Genomic DNA, 21242 nt, shown 5'->3' on the forward strand with positions numbered 1-21242 from the left:
CGGCCACGAGGCGGCCCCGGAGCGCCGGCGAGGCGCTCGCGGGCCCGTGCGGTACGGGCGGTGCGGACGGGGTACGGGCGGCGTGGCCGGGCCGCCGCGCTGGAGTGGGGCGCGGCGCTCGCGGGACGTGACGCGCCGCGGCGTTCGTCGCCGGCCCGCGCGCCCCGGGCACGCCCCTGGGCCCGCTTCTCGGGGCCGCTCGGGGGTCGATCAGGGACCAGTCAGGGTCCGACCCGGCATCAATGGGGTTGGCTCGTTCGTTGCCGGAGCAGGGCAGAAGGACAATGTCCGGGGGGATCGGCGCGATCGGGTGGAGTGGATGGAACGGACGTACGGGGACATCGACGGCGCGGGCACGGGCGGTGCGGGCACGGGCGGTGCGGCGGACGCGGACACCGGCGGCGACCGGGGGCCGAAGGCCGGCGGCACGAGGCCCGCACCCGGTGGCGGCGGGCCGGGCGGACCGCTGGCGTTCAGCGCCGCCGACCAGGAGAAGCAGCGTGCCGTGCGCCAGATGAAGACGCTGGCCACGGGCCTGCTGCTGGCCGTCGCGCTGGTGTACGTGCTGGCCAAGTGGGCCCAGTCGGCCGGGCTCGGCGGCTGGAGCGGGTACGTGGCGGCGGCGGCCGAGGCCGGGATGGTGGGCGCGCTCGCGGACTGGTTCGCGGTCACGGCGCTGTTCCGCCGCCCGCTGGGGCTGCCGATTCCGCACACGGCGATCATCCCGACCAAGAAGGACCAGCTCGGCCACAGCCTGGGCGAGTTCGTCGGCGAGAACTTCCTCGCCGGTGACGTCGTACGGCAGCGGCTGCGGGCCGTCGGCATCGGCAGCCGGCTCGGCGCCTGGCTGGCCGAGCCGGCGCACGTGGACCGGGTCACCGCGGAGCTGGCCACCGCCGTGCGCGGCGCGCTGACCGTGCTGCGCGACGCGGACGTGCAGGCCGTGGTGGGCGAGGCGATAACGCGCCGGGCCGACGCCCAGGAGATCGCGCCGGGCCTCGGCACCATGCTGGAGAAGGTCGTCGCCGACGGCGGGCACCGCCGGGTGGTGGACCTGGTGTGCGTACGGGCCCACGACTGGCTGACCCTGCACAGCGACTCTGTCATGGACGCGGTGACCGGCGGCGCCCCCGGTTGGACGCCGAGGTTCGTGGACCGCAAGGTCGGCGACCGGGTCTACCGCGAGTTGCTGCGCTTCGTGACCGAGATGCGCGACATGCCCGACCACCCCGCGCGCGGCGCGGTGGACCGGTTCCTGGCCGACTTCGCGCGCGACCTCCAGTCCGACACGGACACCCGGGCCCGCGTCGAGCGGCTCAAGAGCGAGGTGCTCGGGCGCGGCGAGGTGCAGGACCTGATCGCGTCGGCATGGGGCTCGGTCCGGGCGATGATCGTCGCGGCGGCCGAGGACGAGCGCAGCGAGCTGCGGCTGCGCGCCCGCGCGGCGATCCTCTCCCTGGGCACCCGCCTGGCCACCGACGAGCGCCTGCAGCGCAAGGTGGACGGCTGGCTTGAGGACGCGGCGGTGTACGTCGTGACGACGTACCGCGGCGAGATCACCTCGCTGATCACCGAGACGGTGGCGGGCTGGGACGCGGAGCACACCTCCCGCAAGATCGAGGCCCACATCGGCCGCGACCTCCAGTTCATCCGCATCAACGGCACGGTGGTGGGGGCGCTGGCCGGGTTGCTGATCTACACGCTGACGCACACGGTGGTCGGCTGAGGCCCCGCAGCGGGGCCCCGGCTCGCCCAGCGGCCGGGGCGCCCGAAGCGGGGGAGGACAAGGAGACGGAAGGAGGGCGCCCCTGGGGGTGCGCTCCTTGCAGGGTGGTCGGGTTAACGCGAGGGGCGGCGCCGGCACGCCTCAGCGGCACGGTCCCTCACGTCGCGGGGGGCGGGGCGAGCCCGACAGGACCGGGGCGAGCCCGACAGGAGGTGGACGAGCAAGCCCGCGCGGTCAGCCGGTGACGTACTGCTCGGCGTACTCCGCGGTGGGGGCGATGGGCGTGATCACGTCGATCAGGACGCCGTTGGGGTCGGCCACGATGAAGTGCCGCTGCCCGAAGTCCTCGCTGCGCAGCGCGAGGACGGGGTGTAGCCCTTCGCCGGTGACGAGCCGTTCCCATTCCGCGTCCACGTCCTCCACCTCGACATTGAGCAGCACGCCCTGCGCGGGGACCCGGTAACCCTCGGGGAGCGTCGGGTGGGTGTGGTCGAGGAGGGCGAGTTCGTACCCGGGCTCTCCCGGTCGGCGCAGGCTGACGTACCAGTCGGCCTCGAAGGTCGTTTCGAACCCCAGCAGCCGGGTGTAGAAGTCGCGGGACTCCCGCAGCTTCGCTGTGCCGACCACGGGATAGAAGCCGGTCAGTCTCATGCCTGAACCCTTTCGCGTACCATCGGTATGTCAACGACGCTATTCACATACCCCGGGTATGTCAATGAGGAGTGCGATGCGACAGGACGGCATCCGGGCGCAGCAGCGGGAGCAGACCAGGCAGGCGCTGCTGCGGGAGGGCAGGCGCCTGTTCGCGGGCAGCGGCTACGGGGCCGTGGGCCTGGCGGAGATCGTCCAGGCCGCCGGGGTGACCAAGGGCGCGCTCTACCACCACTTCACGGGCAAGGCGGACCTCTTCCGCGCCGTCCTGGAGGAGGCGCAGCAGGAGGTGGCCCGCCGCGTGGCCGTGGCCGCCGACGTCCACGACGACCCCTGGGCCCGGCTGACCGCCGGCTGCGAGGAGTTCCTCACCGCGACCACCGATCCGGACATCCAACGGATCATGCTCGTCGACGGACCTGCCGTGCTGGGATGGAGCGAGTGGCGGGCGATGGACGAAGCCGCGTCGGCCCGCCATCTCGCCGACGCGCTGTCCCTGCTCATCGACAGCGGGATCATCACCCCGCAGCCGGTCGCACCGCTGGTCCACCTCCTGTCGGGGGCGATGAACGAGGCCGCCCTGTGGCTCGCCTCCTCCTCCGACCCCGCGGACCTGGACCACACCAAGGCCGCGCTGGCACGACTGCTCGGGGCGCTGCGCACCGCCTGACGCGGCGGTGGCCGTGCGGACCAGCGGACGACGGCTTGCCCGGTGTGGTGCGTGCGGGCCCGCGGGGGCCTCGCGGTGTCACCGGCAGCGGTAGGGGTCCCACGCGGCGGGCCGGCGCTGCTTCCCGGGCTCGACCCGGGGCGGTGACGCGGCGGCCGGCGGGCCGGTGGGAGGGCTGGCTCCGCGCCCCGGTGCTTGCTGCGTGTGGCGTCAACTAGGCCCGTACATCAGGGAGTTCGGGTTTGTCGAGTCCGGTACAAGACGTTGAACGAGGTTGCTACTGTCTGTGACCCGATCGTCGCTCACGTGGCGTCGGCGCGCCACTGAAGCGGGCGTGACAAGGCTTTCTCTGTCACATGCGGAGAGTGATCGAACGTGAAACCCAAGACCCAGGCGGGCCGTACGACCTCATCTGAACTGTTCGGCGCCCTGTTGCGGCACTTCCGGATCAGAGCAGGGATGACGCAGGATCAGCTAGGCGGCGTCCTGCCGGTGGACCGTTCCCTCGTCGGGCACTTCGAAGCGGGTACCCGCACGCCCGACCGCAAGCACGTTGAGGTCTTCGACGCCCTGCTGGGCGCCGACGGGCTGCTGTTGGAGATGTGGGAGACGATCGACTGGGCCGCCGCGCAGCCCAAGCATCCTGACTGGTTCAAGCGCCGGGCGGAGATGGACGCCAAGTTGACGGCGCTGCGTGAGTACCAGAACCAGGTGATGCCCGGGTTGTTGCAGACCGAGGCGTACGCGCGGGCGCTGTTCCAGCAGAAGAGCTTGAGCGAAGACGAGGTGGAGCAGCTTGTACGGGCACGACTCAGTCGACAAGAACGCTTTCTCGACTCGAACGGACCGCTGTTGATCTGTGTCATCGACGAAAGCGCGCTCCGCACCGTCGTGGGCGGCCCGCGTGTGATGCGCGATCAGTGCGCGCATCTGCTGTCCGTGGGGCGGCAGTCCAACATCCGGGTGCAGGTCGCTCCGGCGCGGCATGCGCATCTCGTACGCCCCAATACGCCCATGTCGCTGATCACCCTTCCCGACGGGCGCGACTGGCTGTACTCGGAGTCGCTCGACAGCGGCCACTTCTCTTCTCATCCGGCAGTTATCGCGAGGCATGCCCAGGACTACGATGTGCTGCGGGCGGATGCCCTGTCCGCCGTCGAGTCCGCCGCTCTCATCAGAGACGTGATGGAAGGGTATGGCCAACATGAACTCCCCCGATCTCAGCGCGGCGATGTGGCGCAAGTCCAGCTACAGCGGCAACAACGGCGGCAACTGCGTCGAGGTGGCCCCCGGATTCGCCGGCGTCGTTCCCGTGCGTGACTCGAAGGACCCCAACGGCCCTGCGCTTGCCTTCAGTTCGTCGGCGTGGGCGGCGTTTGTGGCGGGTGTGAAGGCGGGGGACTTCGGCGGGTAGGCGGATGCCCTGTCCGCCGTCGAGTCCGCCGCTCTCATCAGAGGCGCGATGGAAGGGTATGGCCAGCATGAACTCCCCCGATCTCAGCGCGGCGATGTGGCGCAAGTCCAGCTACAGCGGCGACAACGGCGGCAACTGCGTCGAGGTGGCCCCCGGATTTCCCGGCGTCGTTCCCGTGCGTGACTCCAAGGACCCTGACGGTCCGGCGTTGGCGTTCGACGCGTCGGCCTGGGCGGCCTTTGTGGCGGGTGTGAAGGCGGGTGACTTCGGCGCGTAGGTGGTGAGGGGCGCGTCGGTGTGGCATTCGCCCCGCCCCGTCCCGCCCCGCCCCGCAGCGCGCTCGGCGATAGCGACGCCGTCGCCCCACGCCAGCAGCCAAGCGCACCCCGTGCGTGGGGAAGGCTGCTGGCGGGGGCGGATGTGACGCGTCAGTTCAGACGTGAGATACCCGTCAGTGCAGGATGGTGGCCCGCACCGTCTCGACCGGCGCGCCGATGTCCCACCACTGCACCGTGCCCCGCGCGGTGTTGTAGGCGCCCGTGCCGCCGGTGATGGCCATCTCGACCGTCTTGGAATCCTTCACCGCGAGCGACTGCATGGTCAGCGAGCCGCGTTCGAGGTCCAGGGTGACCAGGCACTGCATCGTCATCTTGGCGCCGTCGAGGTGCACGCCCTGGCACGTACCGCCGCCCCGGCCGATAGTGCGGCTGTCCTTGACGAGCGAGCCGGAATAGACGTTCGTATCTCCCAGGCTGGGGCCGGACGGAGCGAGGTCGTTGTCCGCGTACTGCTCGTTGTGGAACGTGAAATCGATGATCTCGGCCTGTTTCCTGTCTGGGGCCCGTTCCGGGGTCTGGGCGCCTGCGGTGCCCAGGGTGCAGAAGCCGACCGTGGCGGCGGCCAGGGAAACGGCGACGCACTTCGCGAGCGTCGCCCGCTTGATTCCGCCCTTCAACGGATTTCCCCGCTTGTTCGGGGACGCAACAGTGGATTCCACATGACTGGCAACCATGATGAGCTCTCCTCGTTTGGTCTCCCGGCGTGAACGCTCTTGACGCTATGGCCCCCGGATCGTCGCGTCTAAGTCCAAATGCGTATGGCGTCATATGCGCGGAGGCATAAGGGAGTTGAGGGCGATCGGCCAGAATTCCCCGGGATTCTCCCCGCGCCTGGCGGGAGAGCGGACCCGCCCGCGCGCCCGCGCGAGCAACGAGCGGGCGGGCGACGTCCGTGCGGGCAACGTCCGAGCGGGCCACTGTCCACCGTGAGGCGGCGCCGGGGCGTGGTCCGGGCCCGGGGCGCGCGGTGCGAGGTGACCGCGTGTCAGGTGGGCGACGTGCCCCGGTCCCTGGCCGGGCTCAGACGTGCAGGGTTCCGTCCAGGACGGTGACGGCGTTCCCCGTGAGGTGGACGCGGTCGCCGTGCAGGGCGGTGTGGATCACGCCGGTGCGTGCGGAGACCTGGAACCCGGTGAGCCGCTCCCGGCCGAGCCGCGCCGACCAGTACGGGGCGAGGGCCGTGTGGGCGCTGCCCGTGGCGGGGTCCTCGCGGATGCCCTCGGCCGGCGAGAAGAAGCGGGAGACGAAGTCGTACGGCGGCCTGCCCTGCCCGTTCTCCCCGAACTCCCCGTATCCGCTGGGCTCCTCGACCGCCCCGTCCGCCCCGTCCGCCGCGTGCGCGCCGGCCGGTGGGGCCGTGATGATGACGCCCCGCAGCCGCTCCCGGCGGGTCAGTTCGGCCATGGCGGCCAGGTCGGGGGTCACGGCCCGGACGGTGGCCTCGTCGGGCAGGACGGTCAGCAGGTCGCCGAGCGCGCCCGTGCGGTACGTCGCCTCGGGCTCGGTCCCGAGCACGTCGACCAGTCCGTCCGGCACGGGGACCTCGGTGCCGGGCGCGGCCGGGAAGTCCAGGGTGATGCTGCCGCTCGCGTCGGCGTGCGTGACGAGGGTGCCGCTGTGGCGGCTGGCGAACCGTACGGCGCCGAGGGCGCCGTGTTCGGTCCGCAGCACGTGGGCTGTGGCCAATGTGGCATGCCCGCACAGGTTGGTCTCGACGAGCGGGGCGAACCAGCGGATGGCCCAGTCGGCCTCGTCGGACGCGGGCAGCGGCAGGGCGAACGCGGTCTCCGAGTGGTTCATCTCGGCGGCCACCCGTTGCATCCAGGCATCCTGCGGCCATGGCCCGGCGGGCAGCAGGCACACGCCCGCGGGGTTTCCGGCGAACGGTCGGTCGGTGAAGGCGGTCACCACGTGTATGCGCATGCCTCGGACCGTAGCCATGCCAATTGCGGCTTTACCAAGGCCAATGGGGGGAGGGTGGTCTGGTTTCCGGCGATGCCGGGAACGCCGGGTCCGGCTCGCGACTCCGGTAAGCGGGCTGTCACCGGTAGCGGCCCGGCGCGGGCGGGCGTCGCACGCCGCGTACCCCGACCCTGTGCGGGGCCGGGGTACGCGGCGCGGACGGATCGCCGGTGGTGCGCCCGCCGGTGGGCGCCGGGTCGCGGCGGCCCGCCTGGCGTACGGGTGGTCAGCAGGGCGGGCAGAAGCCGAACTCGGTGAGGCACTCCCTGATGAGTTGGCGCAGGCAGTCCCGGCTGGGTGGGTCGCCCGGGTCGCCCTTGGGGCCGCGGCAGCCCCGGGGGCCGGCGGGGCCGGTCGGGCCGCACGGACCCGGGACCCCCTCGGGCCCGCGCGGCCCGACGGGGCCGTCGCGGCCGTCGACGCCGTCCAGCCCGGCGGGGCCGGGCTTGCCGTCCTTGCCATCTCGGCCCGGTGGCCCCGGCGGCCCCATCGGGCCCGGGCAACCCTCGGGCCCGGGCAGTCCCGGTGGGCCTTCGGGTCCCGTCGGCCCCTCCAGGCCGCGCGGGCCCGGCGGCCCTGGCGGCCCCGCTGGCCCCTCCGGCCCGGCCGGGCCCGTGGGGCCCGGGCACCCGGGGAGGCCGGGCGGGCCCTGCTTCCCCGGCGGTCCCTGGGGGCCGGGCGGTCCTGGGGGGCCACCCGGCGGGCGTGGCGGGCAGCCCTCGGGCGGTTGTGGCGAGCAGCAGCAACAGCAGCACTGCCTCGGCGGGCACGCGCAGGGCGGGTCGGCGGGAGGACCACAGGGCGGGTCGGTGGGGGGAACGCAACTGTCGCGGGAGGGGGCGTCCTCCTGGGTGGTGACGGTTATGGTCGGGGTCTCGGACGGTGTGGCCATAGTCGCGCCTCCTGGAATTCTTGCCGGATGCAAGGGAGTGATCGGCGCCAGCGGCCCTCTTCTCCCGGAAGCCGCGCCATCAGGCGAAAGAACGTCTTCCAGGCGCGTCGTGGAGGGCGGTGGCGACAGGAGTGAGACGGTGAATTCGCCGTACCGGATGGTGAGTCGAGCGCCTCGATAAACGTGCTCGCTACTCGCTCCCGTTTCTCCTGCCGAATATCCCCGTCCCCGCAATAGACAACCCTTCGGCGGGAAAGGCACAAAATAGGATTTCAGCGCCGCATTTCGTGTGGCTTTTCGAACTCGTTGCTCGTGGGGCCCCTCGTGAGGCCGATCGCCTGCGGTAACGGCTGACCACCAGTCATGCCAAGGGCGTGACGCCCGACGGGGTTCCCGGTCGTCGCGGCGCGCCTCGGCCCGAACCCGCCGGCGCGCACACGCGACCCCGCTCCGGCCCACCCCGACCGCGCACCCCAAGGCGGGGCGCCGCGCCCCCGGCGGGGTGCGGCGGCTAGGGTCGGGCGCCGTGCTGCGACGATCTTCCCTGCTGTGGCTGCTCGCGCCCTACGTGCTGTACCTGGGCGCGCTGCCGCTGGTCAACCGGGTCCACCCGACCGTGTTCGGGCTGCCCTTCCTGCTGTTCTGGATGGTGGTGGCCACCGTGCTGACGCCGGTCGCGGTGTGGCTGGCCTGGCGGGGCGACCGCCGGCGGGGGCGGGCATGAGCGCCGACGCCGCCGTGGCCACCTCGATCTTCGCCGCGTTCATGGTGTTCACCGTCGTACTCGGGCTGCTGTCGGTACGCGTCGGCCGGGGGACGCGGAAGGCGGCCGGCGGCGAGCGGGGCGGCGGCCTCGCGGACTGGTCGGTGGGCGGGCGCAGCCTCGGGAGCGTGTTCATCTGGGTGCTGATGGCAGGCGAGGGCTACACCAGCTTCAGCTACCTGGGCGCCGCCGGCTGGGGCTACAACGTCGGCGCGCCGGTGCTGTACGTCATCGCGTACATGTCGTGCGGCTACGCCGTCGGCTACCTGGTCGGGCCGATGCTGTGGGGGTACGCGCGGCGGCACGGCCTGGTGGGCATCACCGACATGGTCGCGCACCGGTACGGGCGGCCCTGGCTCGGCGCCCTGGTGGCGATCGGCGCGACCGTGTGCCTGTTGCCCTACATCCAGTTGCAGATCACCGGGATGGGCGTGGTGGTCTCCACCATCTCGTACGGGGCGATCAGCCTGAACTGGGCCTACTTCCTGGCCTTCGCGATCACCACCGGGTTCGTCGTGGTCAGCGGGCTGCGGGGCAGCGCGTGGGTGTCGGTGCTCAAGGACGTGCTGGTCATCGGCACCCTCGGCTTCCTGGCGTTGTACGTGCCGGTGCACTACTTCGGCGGGTACGGGGACTTCCTCGGCCGGTTGGTGGACGAGAAGGCGCAGTGGCTGACCTTTCCCGGGCACGCGTCGGGCGGGTTGGACCAGGGGTGGTTCGTCTCGACCAGCTTCCTCAACTCGCTGACCGTGGTGATCTTCCCGACCACCGTCGCCGGCTACCTCGGCGCGCGCAGCGCCGACACGCTGCGGCGCAACGCGGTGGCGCTGCCGATCTACAACGTGCTGCTCCTCGTGCCGATGCTGCTCGGCATGGCGGCGCTGTTCGTGGTGCCGGGCCTGGTGGGCGCCGAGTCGAACCTGGCGCTGTTCAAGCTGGTCGTGGACTCGCTGCCGGCCTGGGCGGTCGGGGTGATCGGGGTGGCCGCCGCGCTCTCCTCGATCGTGCCGATGGCCGTGTTCATGCTGGTCATCGGCACCATGTGGGGCCGCAGCGTGCTGGGCCTGGTGCCGCGCCTGGCGAGCCGGCAGAAGCTCGGTTCGCAGGTGGTGGTCGTGGTGGCGGGCGCGCTGGCGCTGCTCCTCACGTACACCGCGCCGAACACGCTGGTGCGGCTGTCACTGATCTCGTACGAGGGGATGGCGCAGCTCGTGCCGATGCTGCTGGTCGGCCTCGCGTGGCGGCGGATGACGCTGTACGGGGCGCTGAGTGGGCTGGTGGTGGGCGCCACGCTGGTGTCGGTGTTGGTCTTCACCGACCGCGATCCGCTGTGGGGCGTCAACGCGGGGCTGCTCGCGCTCGCCGTCAACCTGGCCGTCGCCCTCGCCGTCAGCCTGCTCGGCCCGCGCGATGCGGACGAGCGGCCGGACGGCGAGGTGTTGGCCGACTGGGAACCGCCGGCCAGCGCGCCGGCCGGGCCAGTCGGACCGGCCGGGCCGCCCCCGGCCGGTCAGGCGGCGGCGGTCGCCGACGGGGGGTAGGCGGCGCGCCGACCGGGGGAGGCGGCGCCGCGCCCCGGCCGGCGCGCGCGGTCAGGGGGACTCGGGGGCCACCGCGCGGGACTCGGTCGCCGAGCGGCGGGCCGCCTCCAGGACGGCGAGGGCCGCGGCGGCCTGCGCGCCGGTGACCGGCGGCGGGCCGCCGGAGCGCAGGGCGCGCTCGATGGCGGCGTAGTACGCGGGGTAGTCGCCGGGCTCCGTCGGCACCACCTCGCCGGGGTCGTCCAGCGGCGAGGCGCCGGCGCCGATCCGGCCCCAGGCGGACTCCGGTTCCACGCCCCAACCCGGGCCGTCACCGGGGCGGCGACCCGCGCGCAGCGCGGCCTCCTGCGGGTCGAGCCCGTACTTGACGTAGCCCGCCGCGCTGCCCAACACCCGGAAGCGCGGGCCGAGTTGGGCCGTGGTGGCGCTGGCCCACAGGTGCGAGCGCACGCCGCTGGCGTGGGTGAGCGCGAGGAAGGTGTCGTCGTCGGCCTCGGCGCCGGGTCGTCGTACGTCGCACTCGGCGTACACCGAGGTCACCGGGCCGAACAGGGTCAGGGCCTGGTCGACCAGGTGACTGCCCAGGTCGTACAGCAGGCCGCCGATCTCGGCCGGGTCGCCGGACTCCCGCCAGCCGCCCTTGGGCCGGGGCCGCCACCGCTCGAACCGGGACTCGAAGCGCTGCACGTCGCCGAGCGCGCCCTGGTGGACGAGGCGGGCGACGGTGCGGAAGTCGTTGTCCCAGCGGCGGTTCTGGAAGGCGCTCAGCAACAGCCCGCGCTCGTCGGCCAGCGCGCTGACCTCGCGCGCCTCGGCGGCCGTCGCGGCCAGCGGCTTGTCGACCACGACCGAGAGGCCGGCCTCCAGGGCAGTGCGGGCCAGCGGCACGTGGGTGCGGTTGGGCGAGGCGATGACGACGAGGTCCAGTTCGTCCGCGGCGGCGAACAACTCGTCCGCGCCGGCCACGGCCCGCAGGTCCGGGTAGGCGTCCTGGGCCTCGCGCCGCCGCTCGGGGCGCGAGGTGACCACCGTGTGCAGGCGCAGCCCCTCGGTGGCCGCGACCAGCGGGGCGTGGAAGACCGAGCCGGCGAGCCCGTAGCCGATGAGCCCGACGCGCAGCGGCCCGCCGCGCGTCAGCGGCGGTCGCGGGGCGACGGCCTCGCCCGCCCGCCCGCCGTTCGGGCCGGTGCCCTCACCGGCCCCGCCGTTCGGGCCGTTTCCGCTGCTGACCTGGGCCTTGCCGGCCGTGCCGTGGGTGCCATCCATGCCGAGGACTCTGGCAACGCCGCCCTCGAAGCGCAAGCGGCGCGCACGGCGGCCGGGGCGTGCCGCGCGGGCGGTGCGGGCGGTGCGGCCTGGGCGGGCGAGGGGCTACGGGGCGGTGGCGCCCGCCGCCCGGCCCTCGATGAGGGGTGTCAGGCCGTCCAGGAGCGCCGCGAGGCCGGCCGCGAAGAGGGTGTCGAGGCGCAGGTCGTAGCCGTCGTCGAAGCCGCGGACCACCTTGGTGAAGGTCGGGAAGCGACCGGAGCTGATCAACTCCTCCAGGGCCGGCGTCAGGCTGTCCATCCACTGGTCCTCCGTCTGGCCCGTCGCCGCCTCCGCGTGTGCCTCCCACTCCAGGTGCACGGCCAGGCCCTGGACGTGGCTGTAGATCAGCAGGTGGATGTCGAACAGGGTGGTGGAGTCGAGGCCGTGGCCATCGAGGGCACGCAGCATCCACTCTCCGTAGCCCAGCAGGTTGGGCACGAGCAGCGGGCGGGTCAGGGAGCCGAGTTGGGCCAGCCACGGATGCCTGCGGTACAGGCCCCACAGGGTGTGGGCGCCCAGCTCGACGCGCGGGCGCCAGCCGGCGGGCGGGTCGGCCGGGTAGTCCTGCTCGCCGTACGCGGCGTCCGCCATGAGCTGGATCAGGTCGTCCTTGCTGGGCACGTACCGGTACGGCGACATGACGGCGACCCCGAGCCGGGCCGCGACGCCGCGCATCGACAGGGCCGACAGCCCCTCGGCGTCGGCGATCTCGATCGCGGTGCGCACGATCCGCTCCAGGCTCAGCTCCTGGTCGGCGGCCGGTCCGGAACCCGGGCCCGGGGTCGGGCGGCGCCGGGCGGAGGCGGCCGGCGCGGCGGGCGTGGCGGGGGTGGCGACCACGGTGCCGGCCCGGGGGCGGGCCACCACGAGCCCTTCGAGGCGCAGCGTGGTCAGGGCCTTGGTGGCGGTGGCCAGCGCGACGCCCCACTCCCTGGCGAGCTGCCGGGTCGAGGGGACCCGGTCGCCGGGGGCGAGTTCGCCCTCGGCGATGCGCCGCCGCAACGCGCCGACGATGCGCAGGTAGGGCGGCTGGTCGGGGGCGTCTGTGGGCTTCGTCACAGCGGGCCGCCTTTCTGGTCTGTACTAGCACAGAGGCTAGCAGCGCGTACGCCGAGCGTTACGTAACTGCCCTAGTACAGTGCGGGCGTTCGGCCAGTTGAGAGCGGTGTGCGTACGCCGTACGTTCAGTGCGTACACAGCGAACTGGAGGCCCGTTATGCAGAGCGTTCTCATCTCCGGCGGCGGCATCGCCGGAACCGCACTCGCCTACTGGATGCACCGCCACGGCTTCGCGGTCACCGTCGTGGAGCGCGCCGCGGCCCCGCGCCTCGGCGGGCAGGCCGTGGACATTCGCGGCGTCGCGCTCGACGTGGTCGAGCGGATGGGCCTGCTGGAGCGGGCGCGCGGCGCGCGCACCCGGATGCGCGGCATGTCGGTGCTCGACCCCGAGGGCCGGGAGATCGAGCGCTCCACCGAGGTGGCGCTCAGCAGTGGCCGGCTCGACAGCCCCGACATCGAGCTGCTGCGCGAGGACCTGGTGCGGATGGTGTACGAGCACACGCGGGCGGACGTCACATACCTCTTCGGCGACAGCGTCACGGCCCTGGCCGACGGCCCGACCGGCGTGCGGGTCGAGTTCGCGCACCGGCCGCCCGCCACCTTCGACCTGGTGTTCGGGGCGGACGGGCTGCGCTCGACCGTGCGGCGGCTGGCCTTCGGGCCCGCCGAGCGCTACACCCGCCACCTGGGCAGCTATCTCTCCGTCTTCAGCGCGGACAACTTCCTCGGCCTGGACGACTGGCAGCTCTGGTCGCGGGACGGCGAGGTGGGCTTCGCCATCATGTCCGCGCGCGAGAACACCGAACTCCGGATCGCCTTCGGCTTCGAGTCCGCCCCGCTCGCGCCGGAGCTGAGTGACCCGGCCTCGCTGCGGCGGCTCGTCATCGACAAGCTGGCCGCCCTGCGCTGGGAGGGCGATCGGCTGGCCAAGGCCGCCACGGACGCGCCCGACTTCTACTGCGACGCCATGTCGCAGGTCCGGATGGACCACTGGACGCGGGGCAGGGTGGCCCTCGTCGGCGACGCCGGCTACTGCCCCTCGCCGCTCTCCGGACAGGGCACCAGCCTGGCCCTGGTGGGCGGCTACGTGCTGGCCGACTGCCTGGCCCGGGCGGGAGGCGACCACGAGGCGGCGTACGCGCACTACGAGCGCCGGCTGCGCTCGTACGTCACCCTCAACCAGGCCCTGGCCACGGAGAACCCGGGCCAGCCGCCGACCGAGTCGGCCATGACGCACGCCAAGAACGCGGTCTCGCTGGACGTCTGACGGTCGCCGGCGCGCCCCGCGCGACGGCCGCCCCGGACGCGCGGCCCGCTGCTCGAACGAGTGGCCCCCGAACGGCGGGGCCCGCATAGGCCGATCGGGCGGGATCGCGGCCGGGCGGTGGGCCGGACCGATGACGGGGGGTGGGGCGCGCGGTGGTGCGGGGGATGTTGCTGAGACGAGGGAGCACCCCCTAGCCCCCGAGCAGAGGTCACCCATGCGTTCGCCCAGCGCCCCGCCGCCGGAGCCCGCCGCTCCGACCGTCACCGCCACCCCGACCGCCTCACCCGCCGCTGCCTCACCCGTCGCCGCCTCACCCGTCGCCCTCTCGCCCGCCGCCGCCCCGGTGGTCGTCGTCGCCCTGGCGGCGGCCCTGCTCGGCGCGGCCCCGGCCGCCGCCCCCGCCGCCGCGGCCCCGGCCGACCGGGTGGCCGCGCTCGCCCCCGAGTGCGGGGACGCCTCCGACGCCGACTTCCCGATCGGGACCACGCTGCACGCCGGGCCCGGCGCCTACCGCGCCGGCGACGACTGGCGGCACTGGCGGCTCGACCTGCGCAACACCACGCGGGTGGCCTGCGCCGCCATCCACCCCGTGGCCCTCTTCGCCGACCAGGGGCACGCGCTGCGCCCCGGCCACCTGCGGGTCGAGTTCCGCGACCCGTACGCCCCCGGCGGGCAGCGCTGGCGGGCAGTGCGCTTCGAGGCGACCGACCAGGACGAGAACGTCGGCGTCTTCGACGGCGGCAGCCGCCGCGTCGTCAACGGGGGGAGCACCCGGGAGGTGCCCCGCTTCAAGGGGTTCACGGTGCCCGCGCGGGAGACGCTGACCGTACGGGTACGGGTCAGGTTCGCCGCCGACGCGCCGACCGGGCCCGCCTCCGCCGCCGTGACCGCCATGCAGCGTCAGCACCAGGACGGGGACTGGGTCGGCCAGTCGGGCACCTACCGGTTCACCATCGAGGCGCCCGGCGCCGCCGCCCGCCCGAGCGAGCCCGGCGACGTGGACGGGGCCACGGACGGGGCCACGGACGGGGTCACGGACGGGTCGGGCGGCGACGCGGACGCGCGTCCGCCCGCCGACGCCGACGCCGACGCGCCCGAGACCGGCACCGGTCCTGGTGGCGGCGGCACCGGGGCCGGGAACGCGCCCGGCGGCCACCGTGAGGCGGGAGCGGGAGCGGGAACCGGCGCCGGCGCGGGCTCCGGGGACGACGCGGCCTCTCCGGGTGACGGGTCGGCCGGGGGCGGGGCGGGGGGCGAGCCGGGTGAGCCGCCGGCCGACGCTCCGCCGCGGCTCGCCGCGACGGGCTCGGGCCCGCCGTGGTGGGGCCTGCTGGCGCTGGCGCTCGGGCTGGTCGGCGCCGGCGTATCGCTGGTGGCCCGCGCCCGCGCGGCCCGCCGCTGACCCGGTCCGGGGGCGCGCCCCGGCCGGGCGGCGGCCGGATGGTGGCCGGGCGCGGGGCGTCCTCGCGCCGGGTGGTGCGAGGATCACCGCGTGGAATACCCGAACGACCAGGCACCTGGCGCACCGATCAGGGCGGGCGTCCCCGAGCACGGGCGCATCCCCAAGTACTACGCCGTCAAGACGCAAGTCGCGGCGCTGATAGAGGAGTTGGGGGAGGGCGAGCTGCTGCCGACCGAGCGCGACCTGGCGGTGCGGTTCGAGGTCTCGCGCGAGACGCTGCGGCAGGCCCTGCGCGAACTGCTCCTTGAGGGGCGGCTGCGGCGGATGGGGCGCGGCACCGTGGTGGCCGGGCCCAAGCTGGAGCAGCCGCTGTCGCTGGCGAGTTACACCGAGGGCGTGCGGCGGCAGGGCCGCAGGCCGGGTCGTACGCTCATCACCCTCGACCAGTTCCCCTGCCCGCCCGGCCTGGCCGCCGAGTTGGAGTTGGAGCGGGGCGTGCCCGTCTGGCACCTGGAGCGGGTGCTGCTCGCGGACGACGAGCGGATGGGGCTTGAGAGCACGTACGTGGAGGTGGCCCGGGTCCCGGAGTTGGCCACCGACTTCGAGCCCGACTCGTCGTTCTACGGCTACCTGCACGAGCGGCTCGGCATCGGGTTCGGCGACGCGGACGAGCGCCTGGAGACGGTGTTGGCCACCCCGCGCGAGGCGTTGCTGATCGGCACCCCGCCCGCGCTGCCGATGCTGCTCATCCACCGGATCTCGCGGGACCAGCGGGGGCGCCCGCTGGAGCGGGTGCGCTCGCTGTACCGGGGGGACCGGTTCAGCTTCACCACCCGCCTGGGCCCGTCGCCGACCTGAGCCCACGCGCCCGTCCGCCCGCGCGTCCGTACCCTTCCCGCGCCCACGCGCCCGCCCGCGCCCCTGCTGAGCCCGCCGTGCCCGTCCGTGCCCCGCTCCCGGGTTCGCCGCCGCGTAGGCGGCCGACCGCGCCGGCAGCGGCTCCGACACCGCTCGACAGATCGCCCATCGATGCGCCAAGCGGGACGAACTGACGCGCCATAAGGTCACGAGGAGATAACGGGTCTAGGCCAGGTTTGCGCCCGTGTTCACCTTGTCGTCGCCGCCCGGACCCGTTTGGGTCACTCCGCGCCGCGACCGTTCGGGGCATGCGAGTGATAGTCGTCGGAGCCGGCGTGGTGGGCACCATGCACGCCTGGCAGGCAGTGGAACGCGGCCACGAGGTCGTACACATCGAGCGCGAGGCCGAGGCCCGCGGCGCCTCGGTGCGCAACTTCGGCCTGGTCTGGGTCGGCGGACGGGCCGGTGGCGCGGAGCTGCGCACCGCGCTGCGGGCCCGCGAACTGTGGGAGGACATCGGCGCCCGGGTGCCCGGGCTCGGCTTCCGGCCGAACGGCTCGCTCACCCTGGTCACCAACGAGGCCGAGCTGGCCGTGGCCCGCGCCGCCACCGAACTGCCGGACGCCGCCGAGCGCGGCTACAAGCTGCTCGACGCCGCCGAGGCCCGCGCCCTGAACCCGGCGCTGCGCGGCGAGTTCGCCGGCGCCCTGTGGTGCGAGCGCGACGGCGCCGTCGAGCCGCGCGTCGCCCAGCGCGCGCTGAAGGACGCGCTGCTGGCCTCCGGCCGCTACACCTTCGTCGGCGGCCGTGAGGTCCGCGAGGTCACCGGGCCCGGCGCGGTCCGCGACGACCACGGCACCACGCACACCGGCGACGCCGTGGTGCTGTGCACCGGCGCCTGGCTCGGCGGCCTGGTCCGCGAGCTGGCCCCTGAGCTGCCGGTGCGCCGGGTGCGGCTCCAGATGATGCAGACCGCGCCGCTCGGCGAGGCCCTGACCACCTCCGTCGCTGACGCCGACAGCTTCCGCTACTACCCGGCCTACCGCGGCGAGGCGCTCACCGCGCTGGCCGCCGCCCAACAGCAGACCCCGATCGCCGCCGAGCACAGGATGCAGTTGCTCATGGTGCAGCGCGCCGACGGCGGGCTGACCATCGGCGACACCCACGAGTACGCCGAACCGTTCAACTTCGACGTCGTCGAGGACCCCTACGAGCACCTCGGCCGCGTCGTCGAGGGACTCATCGGCCGCCCGCTGCCGCCGATCCGCCACCGCTGGGCGGGCGTGTACGCGCAGTGCCTCGACCCCGGCCGGGTCGTGCACCGCGAGCGCGTCGCCGACGGCGTGTGGCTGGTGACCGGGCCCGGTGGCCGCGGCATGACCTGCTCGCCGGCGATCGCCGAGACCACCGCGAACGAACTGGGCTGGTGAACGACGTGACACAGCAGCACACCCCACAGCAGACCACCGCCGACGAGCGGGCCATCAGGCTCGTCGTCCTCGACATGGCGGGCACCACCGTCGCCGACGACGGCCTGGTCGAGCAGGCGTTCTCGGCCGCCGCCCGCGAACTCGGCGTCGAACCCGACAGCCCCGAACACGCGGACCAACTCGGCTACGTACGCGCCACCATGGGCGAGTCGAAGATCTCCGTCTTCCGCCACCTGTACGGCACCGAGGACCGGGCCCAGCGCGCCAACCAGGCTTTCGAGGCCGCCTACGGCGCGCTCGTGGACGCCGGCCACTGCGCGCCGCTGCCCGGCGCCCGGGAGGCCATCGAGGAACTGACCGCGCAGGGCCGCACCGTCGTGCTCAGCACCGGCTTCGCCCGTGCCACCCAGGACGCCATCATCGCCGCGCTCGGCTGGCGCGACCTGGTCGCGCTCACCCTGTGCCCCTCCGACGTCGGCGGCCGGGGCCGCCCGTACCCGGACATGGTGCTCGGCGCGCTGCTGCGCACCCACGCCGCCGACGGCGTCCAGCAGATCGCGGTCGCCGGCGACACCGCGTACGACATGCGCTCGGGCCGCCGCTCCGGCGCGAGCCTGGTCGCCGGGGTGCTCACCGGGGCGCACGACGCGCGGCAACTGCGCGCGGCGGGCGCCACCCACGTCCTCGACTCGGTCGCCGCGCTGCCCGCGCTCATCACCGCGTACGAGGCCGACTCCGGTGCCGGCACCGACGCCGGCACCGACGCCGGGTCCGCGGGGGCCGCGCCGTGAGCGCGCACTCCGCGCCGGCGGCGCCCGCCAGCGGCATCCGCTTCGAGCGCGTCACCGTCGCGTACGGCAAGCGCGGCGAGTCCGTGGCCCTGGACGCGCTCGACCTGACCGTCGAACCGGGCGAGGTGATGGCGCTGCTCGGCCCGTCCGGGTCCGGCAAGACCACCGCGCTGCGGGCGGTCGCCGGCTTCGTACAGCCCGCCTCGGGCCGGGTGTTCATCGGGGACCGCGACGTCACCGCCCTGCCGCCGCACCGGCGCGGCATCGGCATGGTCGTCCAGCAGTACGCGCTCTTCCCGCACCTGCGGGTCGCGCAGAACGTGGCGTTCGGCCTCAAGGCGCAGCGGGTACCGCGCGGCGAGATCGCCGGGCGGGTCACCGAGGCGCTGGAGATGGTCGGCATGGCCGACTACGCCAGGCGCTACCCGCGCGAGCTGTCCGGCGGACAACAGCAGCGCGTGGCCATCGCCCGCGCCCTGGCCATCCGCCCCGGCGTGCTGCTCCTGGACGAGCCGCTGTCCGCGCTCGACGCGCAGTTGCGCTCCGGCATGCTCGCCGAACTCGCCCGACTGCACCGCGAGTTGCCCGACGTGTCCATCCTGTACGTCACCCACGACCAGGTCGAGGCGCTCACGCTGGCCGACCGGATCGCCGTCATGGACCGGGCCCGGCTCCAGGACTGCGGCACCCCGCAGGACCTCTACCGGCGCCCGCGCACCGAGTTCACCGCCTCCTTCGTCGGCAACGCCAACCTGCTGCCGGTCACGGTCGGCGGCGCCACGCCCGGCTCCGTACGCTTCGCCGACACCGAACTCACCGTGGCCGGCGCGAACGTGGCCGGCGCGGACGAGCCGGGGCACGGCCCGGCGCCCGGCGCCGACGCCACGCTGTGCGTCCGACCGCACCTGGTCGGCCTCGGCGAGGGTGAGAACACCCTGCGGGGCACCATCGCCGAGGTGCAGTGGCGCGGCTCCACGCACCGGCTGTTCGTCGACGTCGCGGGCCACCGCGTCAAGGCCGACGTGCGCGAGCTGCGCGAGACGCCGGCGCTCGGCCAGCCGGTGGCGCTGCACTTCGCCGCGCACGACGCCGTACTGCTCCCGGCCGGCACCGCGCCCCAGGCCACGGACCCCGCCGCGCCCCAGGCCCCCACTCCGGCCCCCACCCCGGCCCCGGACCTCGCCGCCGCCGGTGTGGCCAAGGGCGCGGCGCCCGGCGCGGGAGGTGCGACCGATGGCTAGCGCCAGCGCCTCGGCCCGCCCGGCGACCCACGCCACACCGACCAGCACGGAACCGACCGGCACCCGGGCGACCCACGCCCAGCCAGTCACCACCGCGCCCGCCGACCGACGCGACCCGGAACGGGGCGCGGGGCGCCGCGGGCGGGCGGCCGGGCTGACCCGCTGGCTGTGGGCGCTGCCGCCCGTCGCCGTCCTCGCCCTGGTCTTCCTCTACCCGCTCTACCTGGTCGTCGAGCAGTCCTTCAGCCCCGACGAGGGCGGCACCTCGCTGGCCCCCTACCGCGAGGTGTTCGCCTCCGAGGCGTTCCGCGAGGCGCTGTGGACGACGGTGTGGATCGCGGTCTGCGCCACCATCGGCTGCCTGGTCCTCGGTTTCGTCCTCGCGCTGATCATCGCGTTCGTCCCGTTCCCCGGCGGCAAGGCCGTCGCCAAGTTCATCGACGTCTTCCTCTCCTTCCCGTCCTTCCTGATCACGCTGGCGCTGCTGTTCATCTACGGCACGGTCGGCATGGCCAACGGCGTGTACACGGACGTGACGGGCGCGGCCAGCGGCCCGTTCGACTTCCTCAACACACCCTGGGGCGTGCTCCTCGCGGAGATCACCTACTTCACGCCGTTCGTCATGCGCCCGCTGCTCGCCGCCTTCTCCGGCATCGAGACGGCCCAGCTCGAAGTGGCCTCGTCGCTCGGCGCGCGCCCCGCGCGCATCGTGCGGCAGGTGATCCTGCCCGAGGCGCTGCCGGCCCTGGCCGCCGGCGGCAGCCTGGTGCTGGTGATGTGCCTCAACGAGTTCGGCATCGTGCTGTTCACCGGCGCCAAGGGCGTCACCACGCTGCCGATGCTGGTCTACAGCGAGGCGATCCTGGAGTCCGACTACCCGGCCGCCTGCGTCGTCGCCGTCGTCAACATCGCCATCTCGGTGGGCCTGTTCGGCCTCTACCGGGCCCTGGTCGCGCGCACCGGGCGCGGCGGCGAGGGCGCGCTGCTCAAGGGGGCCCGCCGTGCTGGTGCATAGCCGAGGTGGCCGCTGGACGGCCTGGATCGTCTTCTTCGCGCTCTTCCTGCCGCTGTTCGCGCTGCCGCTCCTGGTCATCGTCGCCGCGTCCTTCGCCACCCACTGGAGCGGCGCCTTCCCCTCCGGGCCGACCACCGAGCACTACGGCGCCGCGGTACGCGGCGAGTCCCTGGAAGCCCTCACCACCAGCCTGGTCACCGCGCTGACCGCCAGCGTCCTCGCGCTGGCCGTCGGCACCTGGGCGGCGCTCGCCGCGTCGGCACTCGGCCGGCGCGCCAAGCGACTCCTGGACGCGCTGTTCATGCTGCCGGTGGCGGTGCCGTCGGTGGTTGTCGGGCTCGCCGTACTGGTCGCGTTCAGCCAGCCGCCGATGCTGCTCAACGGCACCCGCTGGATCGTCATCCTGGCGCACGGCGTGCTCGTCACCGCCTTCGCCTACCAGTCGGTCTCGGCCGCGCTCGCCCGCCTCGACCCGGCGTACGAGCAGGCCGCCGCCAGCCTCGGGGCCCGGCCCTGGCTGGTGCTGTGGCGGGTCAAGCTGCCCCTGCTGCTGCCCTCGCTCAACGCCGCGGCCGGGCTGTGCTTCGCGCTGTCCATGGGCGAGCTGAGCGCCACGATGATGCTCTACCCGCCGGACTGGATGCCGCTGCCGGTACGCGTCTTCACCGCCACCGACCGGGGCGCCCTGTTCACCGGCTCCGCCGTCGCCGTGGTGCTGATGGGCAGCACGCTCCTGGTCCTGCTGGCCGTCTCCCGCGTCCGCACCCGCGCCAGCTACCGCTGACCCGCCCGCGCCGGGCCGGCCCCCCGCCGGCCCGCGCCGCGGCCCCCGTACGACCCCTCACCACCGCCCCACCAACCTCCCTCCCCCTCTCCCCCCTCCTCCCCGCAACCGACGTCCCCCCACGCGCACC

The 21242-nt window shown here is 74.1% G+C and carries 21 protein-coding genes; 15 read left to right on the top strand and 6 right to left on the bottom strand.

Features of this window, described 5'->3' with window-relative positions; translation table 11 throughout:
• The first annotated feature begins 319 nt into the window (after positions 1 to 319).
• Positions 320 to 1726: a DUF445 domain-containing protein gene (locus AC3CHW_RS22900; RefSeq protein ID WP_488467688.1), complete on the top strand. Its 1407-nt coding sequence runs from the start codon at positions 320 to 322 to the stop codon at positions 1724 to 1726.
• A 234-nt stretch (positions 1727 to 1960) separates the two neighbouring features.
• Here the strand turns inward: AC3CHW_RS22900 and AC3CHW_RS22905 are convergent, their stop codons facing one another.
• Positions 1961 to 2377: a VOC family protein gene (locus tag AC3CHW_RS22905; protein WP_488467689.1), complete on the bottom strand. Its 417-nt coding sequence runs from the start codon at positions 2375 to 2377 to the stop codon at positions 1961 to 1963.
• A gap of 76 nt (positions 2378 to 2453) precedes the next feature.
• Here AC3CHW_RS22905 and AC3CHW_RS22910 point away from each other — a divergent pair, with 76 nt between their 5' ends.
• From AC3CHW_RS22910 to AC3CHW_RS22925, 4 genes are all read left to right on the top strand, one after another.
• On the top strand, positions 2454 to 3047 hold the full coding sequence (locus AC3CHW_RS22910) for a TetR/AcrR family transcriptional regulator (RefSeq protein WP_488467690.1): 594 nt from the start codon (positions 2454 to 2456) through the stop codon (positions 3045 to 3047).
• A gap of 375 nt (positions 3048 to 3422) precedes the next feature.
• Positions 3423 to 4367, top strand: coding sequence for a helix-turn-helix domain-containing protein (locus AC3CHW_RS22915; RefSeq protein ID WP_488467691.1), 945 nt, complete (start codon positions 3423 to 3425; stop codon positions 4365 to 4367).
• Positions 4279 to 4461, top strand: coding sequence for a DUF397 domain-containing protein (locus AC3CHW_RS22920; RefSeq protein WP_232110031.1), 183 nt, complete (start codon positions 4279 to 4281; stop codon positions 4459 to 4461). The genes AC3CHW_RS22915 and AC3CHW_RS22920 overlap by 89 nt, the downstream gene beginning before the upstream one ends.
• A 67-nt stretch (positions 4462 to 4528) precedes the next feature.
• Complete coding sequence (locus tag AC3CHW_RS22925; RefSeq protein WP_398610742.1) at positions 4529 to 4738, top strand: DUF397 domain-containing protein; 210 nt, start codon at positions 4529 to 4531, stop codon at positions 4736 to 4738.
• A gap of 174 nt (positions 4739 to 4912) precedes the next feature.
• On the opposite strand, the gene AC3CHW_RS22930 is transcribed toward AC3CHW_RS22925, so the two are convergent.
• The 3 genes from AC3CHW_RS22930 to AC3CHW_RS22940 all read right to left on the bottom strand — a co-directional run bounded on the left by AC3CHW_RS22930 (position 4913) and on the right by AC3CHW_RS22940 (position 7251).
• On the bottom strand, positions 4913 to 5473 hold the full coding sequence (locus AC3CHW_RS22930; RefSeq protein WP_488467692.1) for a dirigent protein: 561 nt from the start codon (positions 5471 to 5473) through the stop codon (positions 4913 to 4915).
• A 346-nt stretch (positions 5474 to 5819) separates the two neighbouring features.
• Positions 5820 to 6722, bottom strand: coding sequence for a PhzF family phenazine biosynthesis protein (locus AC3CHW_RS22935; protein WP_488467693.1), 903 nt, complete (start codon positions 6720 to 6722; stop codon positions 5820 to 5822).
• 265 nt (positions 6723 to 6987) lie between these two features.
• A complete protein-coding gene (locus AC3CHW_RS22940) occupies positions 6988 to 7251 on the bottom strand; it encodes a collagen-like protein (RefSeq protein WP_217189519.1) in 264 nt (87 codons plus the stop codon).
• A gap of 928 nt (positions 7252 to 8179) precedes the next feature.
• Here AC3CHW_RS22940 and AC3CHW_RS22945 point away from each other — a divergent pair.
• Together AC3CHW_RS22945 and AC3CHW_RS22950 are read left to right on the top strand one after the other, a co-directional pair.
• Complete coding sequence (locus tag AC3CHW_RS22945) at positions 8180 to 8377, top strand: DUF3311 domain-containing protein (protein WP_232110032.1); 198 nt, start codon at positions 8180 to 8182, stop codon at positions 8375 to 8377.
• Positions 8374 to 9957 carry a sodium:solute symporter family protein gene (locus AC3CHW_RS22950; protein WP_488467694.1) on the top strand — a complete coding sequence of 528 codons (1584 nt, stop codon included), beginning with the start codon at positions 8374 to 8376 and terminating at the stop codon, positions 9955 to 9957. Before AC3CHW_RS22945 ends, AC3CHW_RS22950 begins: the two co-directional genes overlap by 4 nt.
• A gap of 51 nt (positions 9958 to 10008) precedes the next feature.
• Here the strand turns inward: AC3CHW_RS22950 and AC3CHW_RS22955 are convergent, their stop codons facing one another.
• Both AC3CHW_RS22955 and AC3CHW_RS22960 read right to left on the bottom strand, forming a co-directional pair.
• Entirely contained in the window at positions 10009 to 11223 is a 1215-nt protein-coding gene (locus AC3CHW_RS22955) for a Gfo/Idh/MocA family oxidoreductase (protein ID WP_488467695.1), read from the bottom strand.
• A gap of 105 nt (positions 11224 to 11328) precedes the next feature.
• Entirely contained in the window at positions 11329 to 12324 is a 996-nt protein-coding gene (locus AC3CHW_RS22960; protein WP_488467696.1) for a GntR family transcriptional regulator, read from the bottom strand.
• A gap of 157 nt (positions 12325 to 12481) precedes the next feature.
• On the opposite strand from AC3CHW_RS22960, the gene AC3CHW_RS22965 reads away from it, so the two are divergent.
• From AC3CHW_RS22965 to AC3CHW_RS23000, 8 genes are all read left to right on the top strand, one after another.
• Positions 12482 to 13591, top strand: coding sequence for an FAD-dependent monooxygenase (locus tag AC3CHW_RS22965; RefSeq protein ID WP_488467697.1), 1110 nt, complete (start codon positions 12482 to 12484; stop codon positions 13589 to 13591).
• Between the two features lie 214 nt (positions 13592 to 13805).
• Positions 13806 to 14993 (top strand): hypothetical protein, encoded by a 1188-nt coding sequence (locus tag AC3CHW_RS22970; RefSeq protein ID WP_488467698.1) that lies wholly within the window; start codon positions 13806 to 13808, stop codon positions 14991 to 14993.
• 90 nt (positions 14994 to 15083) lie between these two features.
• Positions 15084 to 15851, top strand: a complete 768-nt coding sequence (locus AC3CHW_RS22975) for a GntR family transcriptional regulator (RefSeq protein WP_488467699.1) — start codon at positions 15084 to 15086, stop codon at positions 15849 to 15851.
• Positions 15852 to 16159: 308 nt separating this feature from the next.
• Positions 16160 to 17281: a TIGR03364 family FAD-dependent oxidoreductase gene (locus AC3CHW_RS22980; RefSeq protein ID WP_488467700.1), complete on the top strand. Its 1122-nt coding sequence runs from the start codon at positions 16160 to 16162 to the stop codon at positions 17279 to 17281.
• A complete protein-coding gene (locus tag AC3CHW_RS22985; protein WP_488467701.1) occupies positions 17278 to 18072 on the top strand; it encodes a phosphonatase-like hydrolase in 795 nt (264 codons plus the stop codon). The genes AC3CHW_RS22980 and AC3CHW_RS22985 overlap by 4 nt, the downstream gene beginning before the upstream one ends.
• Positions 18069 to 19313: an ABC transporter ATP-binding protein gene (locus AC3CHW_RS22990; RefSeq protein WP_488467702.1), complete on the top strand. Its 1245-nt coding sequence runs from the start codon at positions 18069 to 18071 to the stop codon at positions 19311 to 19313. The genes AC3CHW_RS22985 and AC3CHW_RS22990 overlap by 4 nt, the downstream gene beginning before the upstream one ends.
• Complete coding sequence (locus AC3CHW_RS22995) at positions 19306 to 20328, top strand: 2-aminoethylphosphonate ABC transporter permease subunit (RefSeq protein WP_488467703.1); 1023 nt, start codon at positions 19306 to 19308, stop codon at positions 20326 to 20328. Before AC3CHW_RS22990 ends, AC3CHW_RS22995 begins: the two co-directional genes overlap by 8 nt.
• A complete protein-coding gene (locus AC3CHW_RS23000) occupies positions 20315 to 21112 on the top strand; it encodes an ABC transporter permease (protein ID WP_398610729.1) in 798 nt (265 codons plus the stop codon). Before AC3CHW_RS22995 ends, AC3CHW_RS23000 begins: the two co-directional genes overlap by 14 nt.
• The last annotated feature ends 130 nt before the right edge of the window (positions 21113 to 21242 follow it).

The sequence above is a fragment of the Streptomyces sp. MGP-BFMKR1 genome (assembly GCF_057766585.1).